Annotated in this window: 15 protein-coding genes; 9 read left to right on the top strand and 6 right to left on the bottom strand. The window is 64.3% G+C overall.

Annotated features, from left to right (window positions below):
- The first annotated feature begins 235 nt into the window (after positions 1 to 235).
- The 4 genes from AC22G6_RS11395 (at position 236) to AC22G6_RS11380 (ending at position 5,935) form a co-directional block, all read left to right on the top strand.
- A complete protein-coding gene (locus AC22G6_RS11395) occupies positions 236 to 814 on the top strand; it encodes a DUF2760 domain-containing protein (RefSeq protein WP_487366864.1) in 579 nt (192 codons plus the stop codon).
- Entirely contained in the window at positions 811 to 2,694 is a 1,884-nt protein-coding gene (locus tag AC22G6_RS11390; protein ID WP_487366863.1) for an Hsp70 family protein, read from the top strand. The genes AC22G6_RS11395 and AC22G6_RS11390 overlap by 4 nt, the downstream gene beginning before the upstream one ends.
- Position 2,695: 1 nt before the next feature.
- Positions 2,696 to 5,554, top strand: coding sequence for an Hsp70 family protein (locus AC22G6_RS11385; protein WP_487366862.1), 2,859 nt, complete (start codon positions 2,696 to 2,698; stop codon positions 5,552 to 5,554).
- Positions 5,555 to 5,656: 102 nt separating this feature from the next.
- Positions 5,657 to 5,935, top strand: coding sequence for an acylphosphatase (locus AC22G6_RS11380; protein ID WP_487366861.1), 279 nt, complete (start codon positions 5,657 to 5,659; stop codon positions 5,933 to 5,935).
- A gap of 84 nt (positions 5,936 to 6,019) precedes the next feature.
- On the opposite strand, the gene AC22G6_RS11375 is transcribed toward AC22G6_RS11380, so the two are convergent.
- The gene (locus tag AC22G6_RS11375; RefSeq protein ID WP_108948745.1) at positions 6,020 to 6,298 is read right to left on the bottom strand and encodes a peptidylprolyl isomerase; all 279 of its coding nucleotides are present in this window, start codon (positions 6,296 to 6,298) and stop codon (positions 6,020 to 6,022) included.
- Positions 6,299 to 6,416: 118 nt separating this feature from the next.
- Here AC22G6_RS11375 and AC22G6_RS11370 point away from each other — a divergent pair, with 118 nt between their 5' ends.
- A complete protein-coding gene (locus AC22G6_RS11370) occupies positions 6,417 to 7,448 on the top strand; it encodes a threonine aldolase family protein (protein ID WP_487366860.1) in 1,032 nt (343 codons plus the stop codon).
- Between the two features lie 27 nt (positions 7,449 to 7,475).
- On the opposite strand, the gene AC22G6_RS11365 is transcribed toward AC22G6_RS11370, so the two are convergent.
- The gene (locus AC22G6_RS11365; protein ID WP_487366859.1) at positions 7,476 to 7,985 is read right to left on the bottom strand and encodes a YbaK/EbsC family protein; all 510 of its coding nucleotides are present in this window, start codon (positions 7,983 to 7,985) and stop codon (positions 7,476 to 7,478) included.
- 108 nt (positions 7,986 to 8,093) lie between these two features.
- Positions 8,094 to 8,909: a tetratricopeptide repeat protein gene (locus AC22G6_RS11360; protein ID WP_487366858.1), complete on the bottom strand. Its 816-nt coding sequence runs from the start codon at positions 8,907 to 8,909 to the stop codon at positions 8,094 to 8,096.
- A gap of 243 nt (positions 8,910 to 9,152) precedes the next feature.
- Here AC22G6_RS11360 and AC22G6_RS11355 point away from each other — a divergent pair, with 243 nt between their 5' ends.
- The gene (locus AC22G6_RS11355) at positions 9,153 to 9,731 is read left to right on the top strand and encodes a hypothetical protein (RefSeq protein ID WP_487366857.1); all 579 of its coding nucleotides are present in this window, start codon (positions 9,153 to 9,155) and stop codon (positions 9,729 to 9,731) included.
- Positions 9,732 to 9,781: 50 nt separating this feature from the next.
- Here the strand turns inward: AC22G6_RS11355 and AC22G6_RS11350 are convergent, their stop codons facing one another.
- Positions 9,782 to 10,696 carry a pirin family protein gene (locus tag AC22G6_RS11350; RefSeq protein ID WP_487366856.1) on the bottom strand — a complete coding sequence of 305 codons (915 nt, stop codon included), beginning with the start codon at positions 10,694 to 10,696 and terminating at the stop codon, positions 9,782 to 9,784.
- A gap of 137 nt (positions 10,697 to 10,833) precedes the next feature.
- Entirely contained in the window at positions 10,834 to 11,736 is a 903-nt protein-coding gene (locus AC22G6_RS11345; RefSeq protein WP_487366855.1) for a LysR family transcriptional regulator, read from the bottom strand.
- Positions 11,737 to 11,864: 128 nt separating this feature from the next.
- On the opposite strand from AC22G6_RS11345, the gene AC22G6_RS11340 reads away from it, so the two are divergent.
- On the top strand, positions 11,865 to 12,749 hold the full coding sequence (locus tag AC22G6_RS11340) for a DMT family transporter (RefSeq protein ID WP_487366854.1): 885 nt from the start codon (positions 11,865 to 11,867) through the stop codon (positions 12,747 to 12,749).
- Positions 12,750 to 12,785: 36 nt separating this feature from the next.
- Here the strand turns inward: AC22G6_RS11340 and AC22G6_RS11335 are convergent, their stop codons facing one another.
- On the bottom strand, positions 12,786 to 13,244 hold the full coding sequence (locus AC22G6_RS11335; protein ID WP_487366853.1) for a methyltransferase family protein: 459 nt from the start codon (positions 13,242 to 13,244) through the stop codon (positions 12,786 to 12,788).
- Between the two features lie 442 nt (positions 13,245 to 13,686).
- Here AC22G6_RS11335 and AC22G6_RS11330 point away from each other — a divergent pair, with 442 nt between their 5' ends.
- The gene (locus AC22G6_RS11330; protein ID WP_487366852.1) at positions 13,687 to 15,822 is read left to right on the top strand and encodes a T6SS effector phospholipase Tle3 domain-containing protein; all 2,136 of its coding nucleotides are present in this window, start codon (positions 13,687 to 13,689) and stop codon (positions 15,820 to 15,822) included.
- Positions 15,819 to 17,285, top strand: a complete 1,467-nt coding sequence (locus AC22G6_RS11325; RefSeq protein WP_487366851.1) for a hypothetical protein — start codon at positions 15,819 to 15,821, stop codon at positions 17,283 to 17,285. The genes AC22G6_RS11330 and AC22G6_RS11325 overlap by 4 nt, the downstream gene beginning before the upstream one ends.
- Positions 17,286 to 17,289: the final 4 nt, after the last annotated feature.

The following is a 17,289-nucleotide window of genomic DNA, read 5'->3' as shown; positions in this document are numbered from 1 at the left end:
TCGGGTCATGTGCGCCGGGCGACCTGCGCAGGCTGCGGAATGTGCGGCCTGACTTTGACGGCATTGTCGTCCCGCAGATCGGTCGGGCGCTGGCAGATGGTCGCGGATGGGTTATATTGCGGTGCAAAATACCGGTCGGTTTCGACGCCCGCGCACCCGGCGCGAGGACGCAGCGTGCCTTCGCAATTGCGATTCGACGATCCGCCAGCTCACCCCATGATCCAGGAGCGCCCGCATGACTGACTCAAACCCCTCATTGCTCGGCCGTATTTCGCTCGCCTTCGGCACCTTTTTCGCGATCATCGGCGATGCCGAACTGGCCGCAGGCATTCGCCGCCTGCGCGCTGGCGCGCCCGAACCACAGCCCGCACCGGCAGCCGAGCCTGAACCCGCCGTTGCAGTTGTCGCACCCGCTGTCAGCACCCTGCATCAGACGTCGCCGGAATCGGCGCTGCAACTGCTTGGCCTGCTGCAGCGCGAGGCGCGCCTGGTCGATTTCGTCGAGGAAGACATCACTGCCTACTCCGATGCCGACATCGGTGCGGCCGCTCGGCTGGTGCATGAAGGTTGCCGCAAGACGCTGCGCGAGCACTTCAGCCTGCAGCCGGTGCGCGCGGAGAACGAAGGCGAGCGCATCACCCTGGCCGCCGGTTTCGACGCTGCGGCGATTCGATTGAGCGGCAAGGTCGTCGGCCAGCCGCCCTTCAGCGGGCAGCTGACGCATCGCGGCTGGCGTGTCAGCGATACCCGTCTGCCGAGTCTCTCCGATAGTCACGATCCGGCCATCATCGCGCCGGCGGAGGTCGAGCTATGAGTGACAACACTGAAGCGGTGAGTGGCGCCGCGGAAACCGCGCCACGCTATACGATCGGCATCGACCTTGGCACCACTCACTGCGCGCTGTCGTACGTCGACACCGCGACCAGTGACGGCGAGGCAGCCGCGCTGGAGGTTTTCTCCGTTCCGCAGCTGACGGGGCCGGGCGCAGTCGAGGCCATGCCGCTGTTGCCGTCCTTCGTCTATCTGCCGCATGCCAGCGAACTCGCGCCGGGCGATCTCGCCCTGCCATGGACCGCGGATCAGGATTTCGCCGTGGGTGCCTTTGCGCGTGCGCGTGGCGCGGGCACCCCGATCCGCATGGTGGCGAGCGCGAAGAGCTGGCTGTGCCATCCCGGCGTGGACCGGCGCGGGCCCATTCTGCCCGCCGATGCGCCCGAAGAGGTTGCGCGCATTTCGCCCTTCGATGCGTCGGTACGCTACCTCGAGCACCTGCGCGAGGCCTGGAATGCGGCGCACCCCGAGGCGCCGTTTGCCGAGCAGGATGTCACCGTCACCATCCCGGCATCCTTCGATCCGGTGGCGCGCGAGCTGACTGCCGAGGCCGCTGCCGCTGCCGGCTACACCCGTCTGACCCTGCTCGAAGAGCCGCAGGCCGCGCTTTACAGCTGGATTCAGAACAGCGGGGGCGGCTGGCGCAAGGATGTGAAGCTGGGCGACATCATCCTGGTGGTCGATATCGGCGGGGGCACGACCGACCTGTCGCTGATCGCAGTGGTCGAGCGTGACGGTAACCTGGAACCGCACCGTGTGGCGGTGGGCGACCACATCCTGCTGGGCGGCGACAACATGGATCTGGCGCTCGCCTATGGCGTGGTGCGCAAGCTGGCCGAGCAGGGAACGCGGCTCGATGCATGGCAGACCCGGGCGCTCGCGCACGCCTGCCGCGGGGCCAAGGAAAAGCTGCTGGCCGAGCCGGATGTCGACGCAGTTGCGCTGGTGGTGCCCAGCCGCGGCGCCAAGCTGATTGGCGGTTCGGTCCGCACCGAACTGACCCGCAGCGAACTCGATGCCGTCCTGCTCAATGGCTTCTTCCCCCAGGTGTCAGTGTCCGAGCATCCTCAGGTCCGTGCGCGTGCAGCGCTCACGCAACTGGGCCTGCCCTATGCGCAGGATGCCGCCATCACCCGTCATCTGGCCGCTTTCCTGACCCGTCAGCGTGAGGCGACAGCCGCGCTCGAGGGCTTCGACACGGCGCAGCCACACGACGCGAGCTTTCTGCATCCCACCGCGGTGCTGTTCAACGGAGGTGTGTTGAAGTCCGGCCTGCTTGCCGACCGTTTGCTGGCCACGCTCGAATCCTGGCTGACGGCCGAAGGTGCGCCGCCGGCACGGCTGCTCGGCGGCGCCGATCTCGATCTTGCGGTTGCGCGCGGTGCGGCCTACTACGGATACGTGCGCCGTGGCCGCGGTGTGCGGATTCGCGGCGGTACGGCGCGGGCCTACTACGTGGCGGTCGAGTCGAGCATGCCTGCCGTTCCCGGCATGGAGCCGCCGATCGAAGCCCTGTGCCTGGCGCCATTCGGCATGGAGGAGGGCACCGAGGCTGCGCTGCCGGCGCAGGAATTCGGCCTGGTGGTGGGCGAACCGGTGAGGTTCCGTTTCTTCGGTTCGTCGGTGCGACGCACGGATCAGGTTGGCACGCTACTCGACATGTGGTCGGTCGACGAATTGCAGGAGCTCGACGAGATCGAGGCCACCCTGCCTGCCGAAGGCCGCGCCGCAGGCGAAATCGTGCGGGTGAGGCTGCATGCACGGGTCACCGAGGCCGGTACGCTGGAGCTGGAAGCCGTGCCGGTCGATGGCGAGCAGCGCTGGAAGGTCGAGTTCGAGGTGCGTGCGGAGGCGTCCGCCTGAAGTGAGCACGCGTTCCCGCGATGTGGGTGCCGGGCGGTCGATGCGTTACCGCGTCGGTATCGACCTCGGCACCAGCAATACGGTCGTCGCCTACGCGGCGCCGGGCAGTGACGAGATTCAGCTGCTGTCCATCACCCAGCTCGTCGCGCCGGGTGCGGTGGCCGGACGGCCGATGCTGCCCTCCTTGCGCTATCACCCCGCAAAGGGGGAGCTGGCTGCAGGTGACACCGCCTTGCCATGGGTAGCGCCCGATCGCGCCGGTGTCGAACAGGCGGTGGTCGGCGCCCTCGCGCGCGATCTTGGGGCGCAGGTGCCGGGACGGGTGGTGTCCAGCGCCAAGAGCTGGCTGTCGCATGGCGCAGTCGATCGGCTCGCGCCCATCCTGCCGTGGGGCGCGGGTGATGATGTGGCCAAGGTGTCTCCTCTGGCGGCGAGTGCGAGCTATCTTGCGCATGTGCGTGCGGCATGGCTGCAGCATTTCCCCCAGGCTCCGCTCGAAGCACAGGAGATCGTGCTCACGGTGCCGGCATCCTTCGACGAGGGCGCGCGTGCGCTGACCGTCGAGGCCGCGCGGCTGGCAGGGTTGCACACGCTGCGTCTGCTCGAGGAACCGCAGGCCGCGTGTTACGACTGGCTGTTTCGCAAGCGCGCCAGCCTTGCCGCCGAGTTGCAGCACACCCGGCTGCTGCTGGTGTGCGATGTGGGCGGTGGCACGACCGACCTCACCCTGATTCAGGTTGAGCCGGGCGCAGACATGCCGCAGCTCACCCGTATCGGAGTCGGCGACCACCTCATGCTGGGTGGCGACAACATGGATCTGGCCCTGGCGCATCTGCTCGAGCCGCGGCTGAGCGCAGCAGGGCAAAGGCTGACGGCAGCACGCTTTTCACAGCTCGTGCAGCAATGCCGCAACGCCAAGGAACAGCTGCTCGCCGACGGTGCGCCGGCGCAGGTGACGGTGACGCTGCTGGGCGCCGGCTCCAGGCTGATCGGTGGCGCGCGCTCTGCCGAACTCACCCGCGACGAGGTCGAGCGTCTCGTTGCCGACGGCTTCTTCCCCCTGGTGGGCGCAGACGAGCAGCCCCGCCGTCGCCGTGCCGGCATCGTCGAGTTCGGCTTGCCCTATCCCGCCGATGCCGCGATCACCCGCCACCTTGCGGCGTTTCTCGGTCGTCACGCCAGCGCTTCACGCGCCGCGCTCGGCGAGTCCGCGCCGGCCGCAGAGGCACTGCCGGTACCGGATACGGTATTGCTCAATGGCGGCGTGTTCCGCTCGCCGGGGCTTGCATCGCGGATTGTGGAGATGCTTGCGCAGTGGCGCGGGTCATCGCCACAGGTGCTGGCCAACGATGCCGAGGTGGCCGTGGCACGCGGCGCGGTGGCCTATTCGCTGGTACGCGACGGTCTGGCGCCGGCGATTGGCGGCGGCTCGGCGCGCAGCTACTTTCTGGTGCTGGACGACAGGCAGGGCGAGGAGGCGGGCGGCGCGCGCGGCATCTGCGTCCTGCCGCGCGGTACGGAGGAGGATCGAGAGATTCACCTCAGCGAACACCGTTTTGCGTTGCGCCTCGGGCAGCCGGTGCGCTTCCATCTGGTTGCTTCCAGTGCCGGTCTGGCGCATCAGCCGGGCGACGTGGTGTCGCTCTCGGGCGAGGATTTCGTCCGTCTGCCGCCGATCGCAACCGTCGTGGGCAAGTCGGACGAGGGCAGCGGGCGCGGAGACGTGACGGTCGAACTCATCAGTACGATTACCGAGGTCGGCTCCCTGCAGATGCACTGCGTCAGCACGGACGAGCCCGACCGGCGCTGGCTGCTCGAATTCCAGCTGCGTGGCGCCGATACCGAGGCTGAGGGGGGGGCGGATCCGCAGGCCGGGTTGCCGCCGCGTTTTGCCGAGGCGGTGGCGTGCATCGATCGGGTGTTCGGCAGTGCAGCCTCAGGTGGCGGTTCGGGCGGGGCTTCGAGTGCCGGTGCGGTCAAACCGGTGCGGCAGTTGCGGGCCGACCTTGAAGTGCTGCTGGGCAAGCGCGAGACCTGGGACATGGCGCTTGCGCGTGCCCTGTTCGATGCCCTCTGGGCACGTGCCAAGCGCCGCCGGCGTTCCGCCGAGCACGAGCGGGTGTGGCTCAACCTGGCGGGATTCTGCCTGCGTCCGGGGTATGGCGCACCGCTCGACGACTGGCGCATCGAACAGTTGTGGCCGCTGTTTGAACAAGGCCTGCAATATGTGAATGAGCGCCAGAACTGGTCGGAGTGGTGGACGCTGTGGCGGCGCGCCGCAGCCGGGCTCGCTGAGCCGGCTCAGCTCGTCCTGCTCGAGGTGCTGGCCAACCAGCTCGAGGCGCTGGTGTCCGCCCCCAGGCGCAATCAGAACCAGAACCCGGCCTTCGCCGCCTACGACGACATGGTGCGACTGGCCGCGTCACTCGAGCGGGTACCGCTTGAGCACAAGGTGGAGGTGGGGCGCTGGCTGCTCGAACGTCTGGCGCAGCCGGCAGAGAAAGCACAGGCCTGGTGGGCGCTCGGCCGGGTGGGGGCGCGCGAGCCGCTCTATGCCAGCCCGCACACGGCGGTACCGGCCGAGGTCGCTGCCGAATGGCTGGATGCGGTGCTGGCGTTGGACTGGAAGAAGATAGAGCCCGCGGCCTTCGCCGCGGCGCAACTGGCGCGCTTCACCGGTGATCGCGCGCGCGATCTGTCGCCCGCGGTGCGCGAGGAGGTGGGGCGTCGTCTGGTGCAGATCAATGCGCCGGAGAGCTGGATTCAGCAGGTACGCGAGCTGGTGGCGCTGGACGAGGCGGACCGCCGCCGTGCCTTTGGCGAATCGCTGCCGGCGGGGCTGACGCTCATCGAACGTTGAGGATGGACGGCAGTGGCATTCATGCCGTCAAATGGACCTTTCCACGCATGAAGCGCGGACGGGGTGAAGTCAATTGAAACTGTGGGAGCTGGGGAAGGGGTGATGTCTGAACGTGTGCTGCATCTTGAAATACGGGGTCGTGTCCAGGGCGTCTACTACCGCGCGTCGATGGTCGAACAGGCGACTGCGCTGGGTGTGAAGGGCTGGGTGCGGAATCGGCCGGATGGCTCGGTTCAGGCCATGATCGCCGGCGAAGAGGCGGTGCTGCAGACGCTGGTCGAGTGGGCCAGGATCGGCCCGAGAGACGCGGTGGTACGCGAGGTGGTGGTCAGCGAGGGGGAAGGGTTTTTCGAGATTTTCGAGCAGCGCCAGACCGGCTGAACGCGCGCCGTAAAAAGGCGCGGATGAAAGTGTTGAAGGGGCTCAGCCCCTCCAACCCCGGCACCGGCTGAAACAGCTCAGTGCTTAGCTGCGGCTGGTGACTTCGAGCAGGTGATAGCCGAACTGGGTCTTCACCGGGCCTTGCACGACATTGATCGGTGCGCTGAACACGACGGTGTCGAATTCCTTGACCATCTGACCCGGGCCGAAGGAGCCGAGGTCGCCGCCTTGACGGCCTGACGGGCAGGTCGAGTTCTCTTTCGCGACTTGCGCGAAGTCGGCACCGGCTTCGATGGCGGCTTTGAGTTCGTTGCACTTGGCTTCGCTGGCGACCAGGATGTGACGTGCAGTGGCTTTTGCCATGTGGATTGCTCCTTTTGAGAAAGCGGAGAGCCTACCGTAATCTGGGCATGAGTCAAACGCCACGGCGAAAAACGTCGATGACGGACAGCAGTGTTTTTCGGATTTTTGGGAGTTCAGCATGCAGCATTTCGCCAGCGACAACTACGCCGGTATCTGCCCGGAGGCGATGGAGGCGTTCGTGGCGGCCAACGCGGCGCACGCGCCTGCCTATGGTGACGATGAGTGGACGCGACGGGTGTCCGAGCGCCTGCGAGACCTTTTTGAAACTGACTGCGATGTGTACTTTGTCTTCAACGGCACCGCGGCAAATTCGCTTGCCCTAGCGGCCTTGTGCCAGAGCTACCACAGCGTGATCTGCCACGAACTGGCGCACGTCGCGACCGACGAATGCGGCGGTCCGGAGTTCTTTTCCAATGGGTCCAAGCTGCTCACTGCCCCGGGTGCAGGTGGCAAGCTGACACCGGATGCGGTGAGGGAGGTGATCGCGCGGCGCAGCGATATCCACTACCCGAAGCCGCGCGTGGTAACGCTGACCCAGGCCACCGAGGTCGGCACGGTCTATCGTCCCGACGAGATTGCCGCCATCGCCGCGCTCGCGCATGCAAGCGATCTTCGCGTGCACATGGACGGTGCCCGCTTTGCCAACGCAGTGGCGTCGCTTGGGGTGTCGCCAGCCGATGTGACCTGGCGTGCCGGCGTCGATGTGCTGTGTTTTGGCGGTACCAAGATGGGCTTGCCGATGGGTGAGGCGGTGGTCTTCTTCGACCGCCGTCTGTCCGAGGACTTCGCCTGGCGATGCAAGCAGGCGGGTCAGCTTGCGTCGAAGATGCGTTTCCTCGCCGCGCCGTGGCTCGGCATTCTCGAAGACGATGTGTGGCTGAAGCATGCACGCCACGCCAACGCCATGGCGCAGCGGCTGGCGGCCGGGCTGGCGGCGATTCCGGGGGCCGAGTTGCTGTTTGCGGTCGAGGCCAATGGCGTATTCGTCCACTTGCCTGCGCGGGTGCTCGATGGTCTGCGCGCGCGGGGCCTGCGCTTCTACACCTTCATCGGTGCCGGTGGGGCGCGCTTCATGTGTGGCTGGGACACGCAGGTCGAAAGTGTCGATGCCTTGCTCGAAGACATTCGTGCGCTCATGGCCGAGGCCTGATCGCTCAGGGCCTTCAGCCTGGACGGTTCATGGCGCCTGCCGGACGTCGACCACGCGGATACCGGGGATCCGGTGCAGGTCGTCTGCGGCGAGCCTGAAAACCGTGTTCGGTGTGCCCGCTGCAGCCCAGATCGGGTCGAGCGCCCACAGCGCAGCGTCGACCAGTACGCTCACCTCGCCGCTGTGGCCAACCGGCGCCACACCGCCAATGACGAATCCGGTCTGAGCGCGCACGAAATCGGCGTCGGCGCGCTTGACCCCTTCGCCGAGCACTTCCTTCAGTTTCTTCTCGTCGATGCGGTCGGCTCCGCTGGCGATGACCAGCACGCAGCGCTCCGATTGCCTGGTCTTGAAGACGATTGACTTGGCGATCTGTTCGACACCACACCCAATCGCTGCAGCGGCTTCTGCACTGGTACGTGTCGGAATGGTGAATTCGACGATGTCGGATGGCATGCCGAGCGTGCGCAGGGCAAGTTCAACCCGGGTGCGGGATGCAGAGGTGGTATGGGGCGGTTGCAGCGCGGTTTCTGACATGGCGGGATCAGTGGCAGAACGAAAATCCAAAGTCTAGCAAGTGCGTCCCGAAAGAAAAATGCCGAATGCGCTGTGCCGGGCGCGGGGCGCGGGGTACGGGGCGGGTGACTACTCACCGCCCTCCGCCTCGCTTGCGGCTGCGAGTGCCGCAAGCGCCGGCGGATAGTGCTGGTCCGCTGCGCGTTCGAGCCAGTGCCGGCTGCGCGCGATATCGACGGGCTGCCCCTTGCCGGTGCGGAACATGACGGCCAGCGCGTACTGCGCCTCGGCTTCGCCCGCCTCGGCTGCGATGGCGAAACGTCGAGCGGCTTCGTCCAGGCTGCGCTCGACGCCAAGCCCGGCCTCGTACATCCACGCAAGACGCGTCTGCGATCTGGCGTCGCCCTGTGTGGCGAGCCGCCGGTAAAGGCTCGCGGCCTCGGCGTGTCTGCCGCTGCTCGAAAGGATTTCGGCCCGCTCGAAATCGCCGGGTGTGTGTTCGGGCATGGACAGCGACTGCAGCCGTGCGGCGGCATCGCGATCTCCCGCCGCTGCCGCACGGCTCAGGTAGTAGCGTGCCTTCTCGAGGTCCTTATCAAGTATCCCGCCGCTGCTGTAGAGCATGCCCAGGCGATACTGGGCCTTGAAGTTGCCGGCGTCTGCCGCCGCGATGTACAGCGCCTCGGCCTTGGCGAGGTCTCGCGGCTCACCGAGACCGTCTTCCGCCAGCACAGCGAGGTTGAACAAGGCGTCGGTATTGCCGACGCCCGCCAGCACCTCCCACACATGGCGAGCACCATCGTAGTTGGCCATCTTGAACTCTGCGTAGGCCTTGTAGTTGCCCATCGCCGGGTTCCTGATCCAGTCGCTGCGGCTGCTGTCCTGCGCAAACAGCAGGGACGACGCGGACACGAGCGGGAGAAACAGAAGCCAGGTGCGTTTCATTGTCAGTGCCCTTAGGTAGGGTGACACGGTGGATAACGATAACATCGGGCGATAACACCAGGCGATAACACCGGTCGACCGCATCAGGCGCTTGCAGCGGGAGCGGTCAGCCGGTGCTGCATCGCAAGATGGCTGCGGACCGGTCGGTAGCCTGCATGCTCGAGGCTTGAGTCGATAAATCAATGGGTTCAGACTGGTGTCGAGGCCCGATGTTCCTGGGCCCAGACTCACAGGAGCGCCCTGATGAATCCATTACGTCTGCTGGTGAGGTTTCAGGTCTGTCTGTTCGCCGCTTTCCTTGCATGCTGGCCTGCCGTTGTATCCGCAGCAGATCTGGAAGGGACGAAGACCATCTTTGCAAACACACGCGACAAGCAACGCATCCCGCTTGGGACGGTCCGTTTTTCGCCACGGGGTGGGGGTGTCAGTTCGTTTGAGATCAGCATGGATCACGCGCGTTTCGCGGACTACTTTCTGTCGATGAAGGAGTTCAAGTGTCTCGACGGCAAGGTCGAGATCGTCTGCCATGTGCCCTATCCCTACTCGAACCCGCGCACGGTGAGCGCAAAGGACATGAGCTGGCTCGAGCATGATCTGCTGTTTCTCTTCAAGCGTCCGGGCGAGTTCGGCGCCAGCATGAGAAACGGCCTGTACTTCAGACTTGAACCGGGTGAGCGCGGGTGGGTGGGCAGCCCGCAAGCGATCGACCTCAACTACATCAGTGCGCCGCCTGATGCCAGCGACGTGGCGCCGTTCGACCCGGGCATGCGCGATGATGTTGCCCCGGGCGAACGCTGGATCGAGTCTCTTTCAATCGAATAGCACGACCGGCGGCTCGGTTTGCCCGGTGCGCACCCGGGCCGACCAGGGGATCACTCGGGCAAGGGGATGAACTCCGTCTCGTCACCAGGCACCTTGGGAAACCGGCCAGCCTTCCAGTCCTGCCGCGCCTGCTCGATACGCGCCTTGCGGCTGGAGACGAAGTTCCAGTCGATGAAGCGCGTGCCAAGGTGCTCGCCACCGATGATCGCGATGCGCGATTCACGGGTCGCCTCCAGGACGACACCTGCGACATTGGCGAACACTGCCATCGAATGCTCGGGAATGTCGGTGCCCTGGGCCGTCAGACTGCCCTGGGCCACATACACCGCACGCTCTTCGGCCGCAGGCAGCGCAAGCGACTGGCCCGGGTGCAGATGGGCTTCCAGGTACAGGGTTTCGGCAAAGACCTTCACCGGGGAGCTGACTCCGAAGGCCGAGCCCATCATGACGCGCACCGGGACACCCTCGACCGTGACCGAAGGGATCGCCGCTGCGGGGTAGTGATGGAAGGCGGCATCGATTTCTTCGTCCTTTTCCGGCAGCGCGAGCCAGAGTTGAAGGCCGTGCAGGCGATGTGGCACGGCCGTCAGTTCCGGACGTTCGCGCTCGGAATGCACGATGCCGCTGCCTGCCACCATCAGGTTGATGTCGCCGGGGCGTATGGCCTGCAGGCTGCCGAGCGAGTCACGGTGCAGGATCTCGCCTTCGAACAGATAGGTGACGGTGGCGATGTTGACGTGCGGGTGGGGCCTGACATTGATGCCCTGACCGGCCGGAAATTCTGCAGGCCCCATGTGATCGAAGAAGATCCACGGGCCCACCATCTTGCGCTGTGCGGTGGGTAGCGTTCGCCGCACCGAGAATCCGCCCAGATCCTTGTCGCGGGGCTGGATGATGTGTTCAATCGCACCGCAGCCTTGCGCTGCGGCGCAGTCGTGCTCCACCTGCCGGGTCGGGTTGCTCATGGCTTGCCTCAGGTCGGGGTTTGAGTCACCACACGTCCGACGCCGTCTGCGTCAGCGTGATTTCAGCTGTCTGTTTCTGTGCATGTATTACGGTCGAGGAACACGCAGGAGTCAATGTGATTTGATGCCAGCGCTGATCAGCGCGGCATGCCCGGCGCCCCGGTGTCAGCGACCAGTTTTTCCACCAGATAATCGATCCAGACCCGCAGCTTTGCCGGCAGAAAGCGGTTTGAGGGATAGAGCAGCCACGCCGTACCGGCGTAGTCGGTCCTGTGCTCCCAGTCCGGGAGCACTTCGATCAGTGTGCCGTGCTGCAGCGCTGTCCGCGCAGTGAATTCGGGCAGGCTGGCGATGCCGAGGTGCTGCAGTGCGCCTTCAAGCCTGATCTCGCTGTGATTGGCAACATAGCGCCCACTCACCTTGACGCTGGCGCTGTCTCCTGCGCGATCAAAGCGCCAGTGGCGGTCGCGTTCATCCTCCCCGAGATACAGGCAACGATGCTGCGCCAGGTCATGCGGGTGGGTGGGCGTGCCGGCGTCGGCCAGATACTGCGGGCTGGCGCAGACGATGTGGCGGATGTGCATCAAGGGCCGTCCCGCGAGCCCCGGCGGCGGCGCATCGGTGACGCGGATGGCGAGGTCGATGGCCTCTTCAAACAGGTCCACGGTGCGGTCGGTCACCACCATCTGTACGTCCACCTCCGGATAGCGGCGCAGGAATTCGGGCATCAGGGGATGGATGACCAGACGCCCCAGCGCCTTGGCCATGCTCACGCGCACCAGGCCGCGTGGCTCGGCGGTGTGGGTGTCGCTCAGCGCAAGCACTTCGCGCGCGGCCGACACCATGTCCTGACAGCGGGCATATGCGGCAGTCCCGGCGTCGGTCAGGCGCAGCTTGCGTGTCGTTCGCTCGAGCAGTCGCACTTGCAGCACGGCTTCCAGTCGCGCCACCTGACGACTGACTGCCGACGGGGTGAGCCCCATGCGCCGCGCCGCAGCCGAGAAGCTGCCGCAGTCGACCACGCAGGCGAAGGCTGCCATGTCAGGCAAGCATTCAGGGGGATGATTGATGCGCATGAGGAACAGGTGTTGTTCGTGATCGCAGGATTATCGCTTTGAGCGCCTTAATTGACAATTTGCGCTTCCAGTTCATCTGCGTTGTGCCTGCCATGTCGATACGTGTTGGCTCCGTGCCCCAAGGTCTGCTCCGTGCGTCTGATGTCGCCATGATTCTCGTGGCGATTGTCTGGGGGAGCAGTTACGGTGTCGCCAAGAGCGCCCTGGTCTTCTATCCCGTACTGGGCTTTCTGGCCGTGCGCTTCATTCTGACCTTTGCCCTGCTGCTGCCGTCCGTGCTGCGTGCGTCGGCCCGGCAGCAGCGCGATGCGATTCGTACCGGGCTGCCGCTCGGTGCGCTGATGCTGGCGATCTTTCTGTGTGAAACCTTCGGGGTGGCGAACACACAGGCCAGCAACGCTGCGTTCCTGATCAGCCTGTGCGTGGTATTCACGCAATTTGTTGAGTGGTCGATGGAGCGGGTCCGTCCGCCGCGGGCCATGTTCCTGTTTGCCGGTGTGTCCCTGGCGGGCGCACTGCTGCTCAGCGGCGGACTGTCGGGCACGCTCGGGCTCGGGGACTGTCTGATGCTTGCAGCCGCGCTGTTGCGTGCGATCACCGTCTGCCAGACGAGCAGGCTGACTCGCGGCAGCACTGCGCCAGCGCTGGTACTGACGGCGGTTCAGGCTGCAGTCGTTGGTTTTGGCAGCCTGGGGCTGGCCGTTCTTGCATTCGATGGTGTGCCCGCGCTGCCCGCGGAAGCCGCGTTCTGGCAATCCACCGCCTATCTGGTTCTTGGCTGCACCCTGTTTGCCTTCTACGCCCAGAACTGGGCGCTCAGGCACAGCTCGCCGAGCCGGGTCGCCTTGCTGACCAGCAGCGAACCGGTATTCGGCGCGCTCTTCGCAGTGTTCTGGCTTGGAGAAAGCCTCAGTGTTGCCGGCTGGCTGGGTGGCGGGCTGATGGTTCTTGCTGCACTTTGGGCGTGTGCGAGATGAAAGGCCTGACCGCTTCGGCTACCGCCAGCAGGCAGATCAGAGCCAGCGCCGGGCCTTGGTCTTGTAGCTTTCGTATTCAGCGCCAAACATCGAGGCGAGGATTCGCTCCTCGGGCAGGATCTGAAAATGGTGGATGTAGAGCGCGAAGGCCGGCGGGCCGAGGAGTGCTGGCGACAATGGCAGATGAATCGCCCAGCCTGCCAGCGTGATCACCAGTCCCAGATACATCGGATTACGGCTCAGGCGAAAGACGCCGGAGGTGACGAGTGACGACGACCTTTCCGGATGCATCGGGTTGATGGTTGTACGTGCAAGCCAGAAAGAGAGTATTCCGGTCGCGCTGATGAGTCCGCCAACCAGCGCAATCGGCCCGCCAAGCAACAGTTGCAGGGGCGTGGACTGAGCGGCGGAAGGCAGGGAGGCAACAAGCCACATCACCAGCGCGACAAACGCGGCGGCGACGGGAGGCGGTAGTTTCAGTTGCAGGGCTGACATGTACGAGTTGCGGGTGTCCGACATCGATCCAGGGAGACGATGCCGCGTAGCAAAAGGGGCTGCTCAAGGAGCGAAGTGGAATGTAGCAGCCTGCCATTCAATGGAGAAGTGCCAATCGGCCACTTTCCGGGGCGCTGAAGAGTGGGGCCACATTACTGCCGCAAGAAATGCTGTCGACCATGTGAGCCAGAATGCGGCCGCCCGAGTCTCCGGTTCGGCAGTGCATAACGGCAGCGTTGTGCAATATAGATGCCATTAGAATATATTTGTGTATCATCGTGGGTGATATCCAATTTGCATTGTAGACGGCGCGCATGTCTTCCCTGCTCCAAATCACGTCAGACTGGCTACCGAGCCTGCTTAACTGCGATTTGCTTGCCCATGAGGTGGCCCCGAATATCCTGCGCGTAGGGGGCTCGTCTGTCACCGTATCGAGTGGATCATGAATCAGCCATCGCGCGTCGAGCCACAACGGGTACTGGCCCGCGGCGAATGCACCACATCGCCCGACTGTTCGGACTACCCTTGTCTTCAGCGGCTGCCGCTGCCAGGCGTGGTGATCCTGGTTCATGGCGTTAACTCCGACGGCGAGTGGTATGACGCGGCCGAGCAGGGGCTATGCGTGGGGCTCAATAAACGCCTGGCGCGCCGGCCAGCGCAACTTGCCTATCCGGGTATCGATGCCGGTGAGCTAACACCTGTTGGGTACACCGACGAGCTGGATCCCGAGGGCTTTGTCGATCCAAACCGAACAGACAAGACCTTCACTAAGGAAGTCCCCCATAACTCACCGGTGATCCGCTTCCGGTGGGGGTACAAGGCAGACATGAAGGCTGTCAAGGAATGGGGGGCCAATGTGTGGCTAAACGAGCACGACTACTGGGGCGGAGGGCCGTTTGCCAATGGCTGCTCTACCTTGGCGGACCTCTGGTCCGAAGGTCTCGACGATCACCTCTTTCTTTGGATCACCGCGCAGCATGTAAATCCGGTGCCAGGGCGTGATGTGTACAGTTGCCCGCCACGAGCTTATTACGTGCATGCTGCGCTGCGTCTTGCGAGGTTGATCGCCTCCATCCGTAGCAAACAACCCGATTGTCCGATTACGCTTGTATGCCACAGTCAAGGCAACATGATTGGTCTCGGTGCGGCCTTTCTCGGCGAGGCGAGTGGCGCGGTTGCCGATACCTATGTGCTGGCCAATCCACCCTATAACCTTGAACCTGAGAACGGCTTCGACTCCTGGAGCCAGCGTGGCGCGAGTGACGGGGATGGGCGGCGAGGTCGCCAAACCTGGCGGGCACGCCGCGACACACTCAAGGCCTTTTTCGACATTCTCCGCAGCCGGGCAGCAGCGCAACAGCCCTGCGAACACATCGACCGGCTGATGGCTAATCCCGCACCGCTAGACAATAGTGCCGGATTTACCGTTGAGCGTGATCGCGCCTGCTACGGCATTGATCAGCGTACCGTCGGACGGGTCACCTTGTACTGCAATCCGCACGATCAGGTTATTTCAGCCGATACCATCCGTGGTATCGGCTGGCTCGGTCTGAGTGACGAACAGATCGAGGATGCCAACGCTGCAGGCGTGTTCTCTCAACGTGTCTTCGCCCAAGGCTATCCGGTCGGTTCGCCGGGGCGCTACCACTTCTGGAAGAACCATTGGCGGGCGGGCGAGGCGACCGAGTATTGGTACCCGCCGTCGCCACGCATTCGGTATCGACTCGTTAGCGGATTGGAGTCGAACTCCTCGATGCTTGGCAAGGCATTGACACTGCTGACCTCGGTCGTGCTTTGGCCGCTGACGGAATTGATCGGTTTGCGGGTGAATGCCGAGCCGCCAGAGGACTGGGAAATTCCTGTCAACGCGCCAGCCCTTGAGCCTTTTCTACCCACGCGCTTCAGTCGCGTTGAGAAAACTGACGGATTTGACGAAGGCCTTGATCCCGCTGGAGCTGCGCGTAATGCCCGGAAGAGTGGTGCCGAGCTTGATCCGCGTGATCCGTACGACACGCACGGCATTCAACGCAGCGCGGATGGCCGCACCGACGATGCTCCTCGCGGCGATGCCCGGAGCGAAGCGCAGATGCGCTATGAAGACCGTGCCCGTTTGCGGATGAAGGCGCGCCGAGCCGGCATGGTCGATAACAGGGGGCTGGTCGTCGGCGAACTCCCCGACGCGCAGGAGGATGAGACATATCGTGCATGGCGATCGAGGCAGATCGGCGAGTTTCTCAAGGATGCGCTCGACCAGAACGCGACCGATCACTCCACGATCATGACCAATCCAGTTCATGCGGAACGGGTGCTTGCCTACGATGTTGCAATCGGCACATGCACACTGACTGAGTCGGATTGGCATGAACTGCGTGTGGAGGCGGATTGGCGCTACCTACAGAGTCTCTCTGAACTGGGGCACCCGCACGGACACCTCTCTGAATACTTCCTGGACGGCACGATGAAGAAGCTTCCCTTGCATGATTGGGTCAAGGAGGCTGGTTCTGAAGCAGTAAAGCCTACGAAGATCGTTGATGAGCGTGTCGGCGGAGCCTTGCTGAACGTGGGAAGCCGCGTGTGAACACACTGATCGCAACCCGGCCGCGTCGCATAGGGCTGACGCTCCTTCTTTTCCTGCTTGCCATCGTGTTGAGCAGCACGCTCGGCTGGCAGGCGGACACAAGCTACATAGATTTTTCCGAGGAGTATCTGATGGCACGCACTCTTGGCCTACCTGCGCTTGCCTCCGCTGCATTTTTTATGCTTTCCAGTGTCTTGGCCATTCGCTCCGCCGAAGCAGCGGCTCCCGTCGCGGAGCGGGGCGCACACAGGCCTGGGGTGCCATTCGTCGCGCAGGTGGTCGGCGTTCAGTGGCTGAACCCACTGATTCGCCGCGATTATCCGACCGAGTGGCAGTTGTTATGGACGCTTGGGCTGGCGAAGCCAAATGAGGGAGATCTTCAGGTCAAGAACAAGCCAGAAAAATTCCTGTCGGTGCAGCCTGTCGCCTCCATCGTGTCCAGCTGGAATGGACGGGCAACGTTTTCGCGCTTTTTCGCAGGTTATGTCCGTGAGCTACTCCGACCCATTGGTCGTCGCTACGCAATGAATAGCGGCTATTTCTATACGGTGCAGGCGGAGAACCCGAAAGACTGGCGCGAGCTAGCCGGCATTCATGTCGAGTTCGCCATTCCCGCTACCGACAAGCTCGATCCGCTCGAGGCTACCCGCATCATTCGCAAGAGGATCTCCGACCAGTTCGGTATTGGCAGAGACCCGGTTATCTCCAGCGGGGATACCCCACCCGATGTCCGCATCACGACGGGTGGGGCAAGCGCGGGTTTCACCTCGCTCGGCGCAGCGCTTGATTACCTTGAAGCTCATCCGACGGAAACTGTCTGGGCGATGAACTGGGACGCGCCGGACTTTCCGCTCGATGAGCAGATGAGCGAGAACTGTGTACTGCTGGTGCTGGCGGGGCCGGCGTTTGAGACTGGGCGCGATCCGCTGGCCTGGGTAGGGCGTCCTGCGGTGCGACACGCCAGAGAATTCGATGTGCGCCCCGGCGAGTCCAGAGCGGTGCAGGCGTGGCGTTCTGCTCTGGGCGCGGCAGCGTCAGGCGTCGCACGGCCCGTAAATGAAATCGCCTACGTGATCCACGATGCAGGCAAGGGTAACGATGTGGCGGGTGACCGCCTCAGCCTGCTTGGTCATGCCCTTGCCGAGCCGCTGCCCGAGCTGGACATCATCACTGACGCCTTCAATATGCCGGCCCTGGTGGGGAATATGGGGGCAGGCAGTGCATTGACCAATGTTGCCCTGGCGGTGAGTTATGCACATTACAAGGGGCGCATGGTTCTGGTCGCCGGCACGACCGAGCCGGGCACGGCCACTGCGGTGGTCGTCACTCCGCCTGCACATCCACGGACCGTCGACCCCGAGAAACCCTGGTTCCGCGCCCGCGGTGAGGGCAACGTCTTTTTGCCGTGGTGGGGGCTGCGTTACGAAGATCGTACGCGCTACATGCAGGGGTACTCGGAGTAAGGGC

Source organism: Parazoarcus sp. PS-13 R2A (genome assembly GCF_057621855.1).
This window is presented reverse-complemented; position numbering and strand designations above follow the sequence as displayed.

Bases quoted from the DNA above. Each gene is read 5' to 3' on its own strand.
- AC22G6_RS11350 (WP_487366856.1), bottom strand. From the start codon at position 10,696: ATGAGCAACCCGACCCGGCAGGTGGAGCACGACTGCGCCGCAGCGCAA.
- AC22G6_RS11345 (WP_487366855.1), bottom strand. From the start codon at position 11,736: ATGGCAGCCTTCGCCTGCGTGGTCGACTGCGGCAGCTTCTCGGCTGCG.
- AC22G6_RS11395 (WP_487366864.1), top strand. From the start codon at position 236: ATGACTGACTCAAACCCCTCATTGCTCGGCCGTATTTCGCTCGCCTTC.
- AC22G6_RS11335 (WP_487366853.1), bottom strand. From the start codon at position 13,244: ATGTCAGCCCTGCAACTGAAACTACCGCCTCCCGTCGCCGCCGCGTTT.
- AC22G6_RS11380 (WP_487366861.1), top strand. From the start codon at position 5,657: ATGTCTGAACGTGTGCTGCATCTTGAAATACGGGGTCGTGTCCAGGGC.
- AC22G6_RS11360 (WP_487366858.1), bottom strand. From the start codon at position 8,909: ATGAAACGCACCTGGCTTCTGTTTCTCCCGCTCGTGTCCGCGTCGTCC.
- AC22G6_RS11375 (WP_108948745.1), bottom strand. From the start codon at position 6,298: ATGGCAAAAGCCACTGCACGTCACATCCTGGTCGCCAGCGAAGCCAAG.
- AC22G6_RS11370 (WP_487366860.1), top strand. From the start codon at position 6,417: ATGCAGCATTTCGCCAGCGACAACTACGCCGGTATCTGCCCGGAGGCG.
- AC22G6_RS11390 (WP_487366863.1), top strand. From the start codon at position 811: ATGAGTGACAACACTGAAGCGGTGAGTGGCGCCGCGGAAACCGCGCCA.
- AC22G6_RS11355 (WP_487366857.1), top strand. From the start codon at position 9,153: ATGAATCCATTACGTCTGCTGGTGAGGTTTCAGGTCTGTCTGTTCGCC.
- AC22G6_RS11340 (WP_487366854.1), top strand. From the start codon at position 11,865: ATGTCGATACGTGTTGGCTCCGTGCCCCAAGGTCTGCTCCGTGCGTCT.
- AC22G6_RS11365 (WP_487366859.1), bottom strand. From the start codon at position 7,985: ATGTCAGAAACCGCGCTGCAACCGCCCCATACCACCTCTGCATCCCGC.
- AC22G6_RS11330 (WP_487366852.1), top strand. From the start codon at position 13,687: ATGAATCAGCCATCGCGCGTCGAGCCACAACGGGTACTGGCCCGCGGC.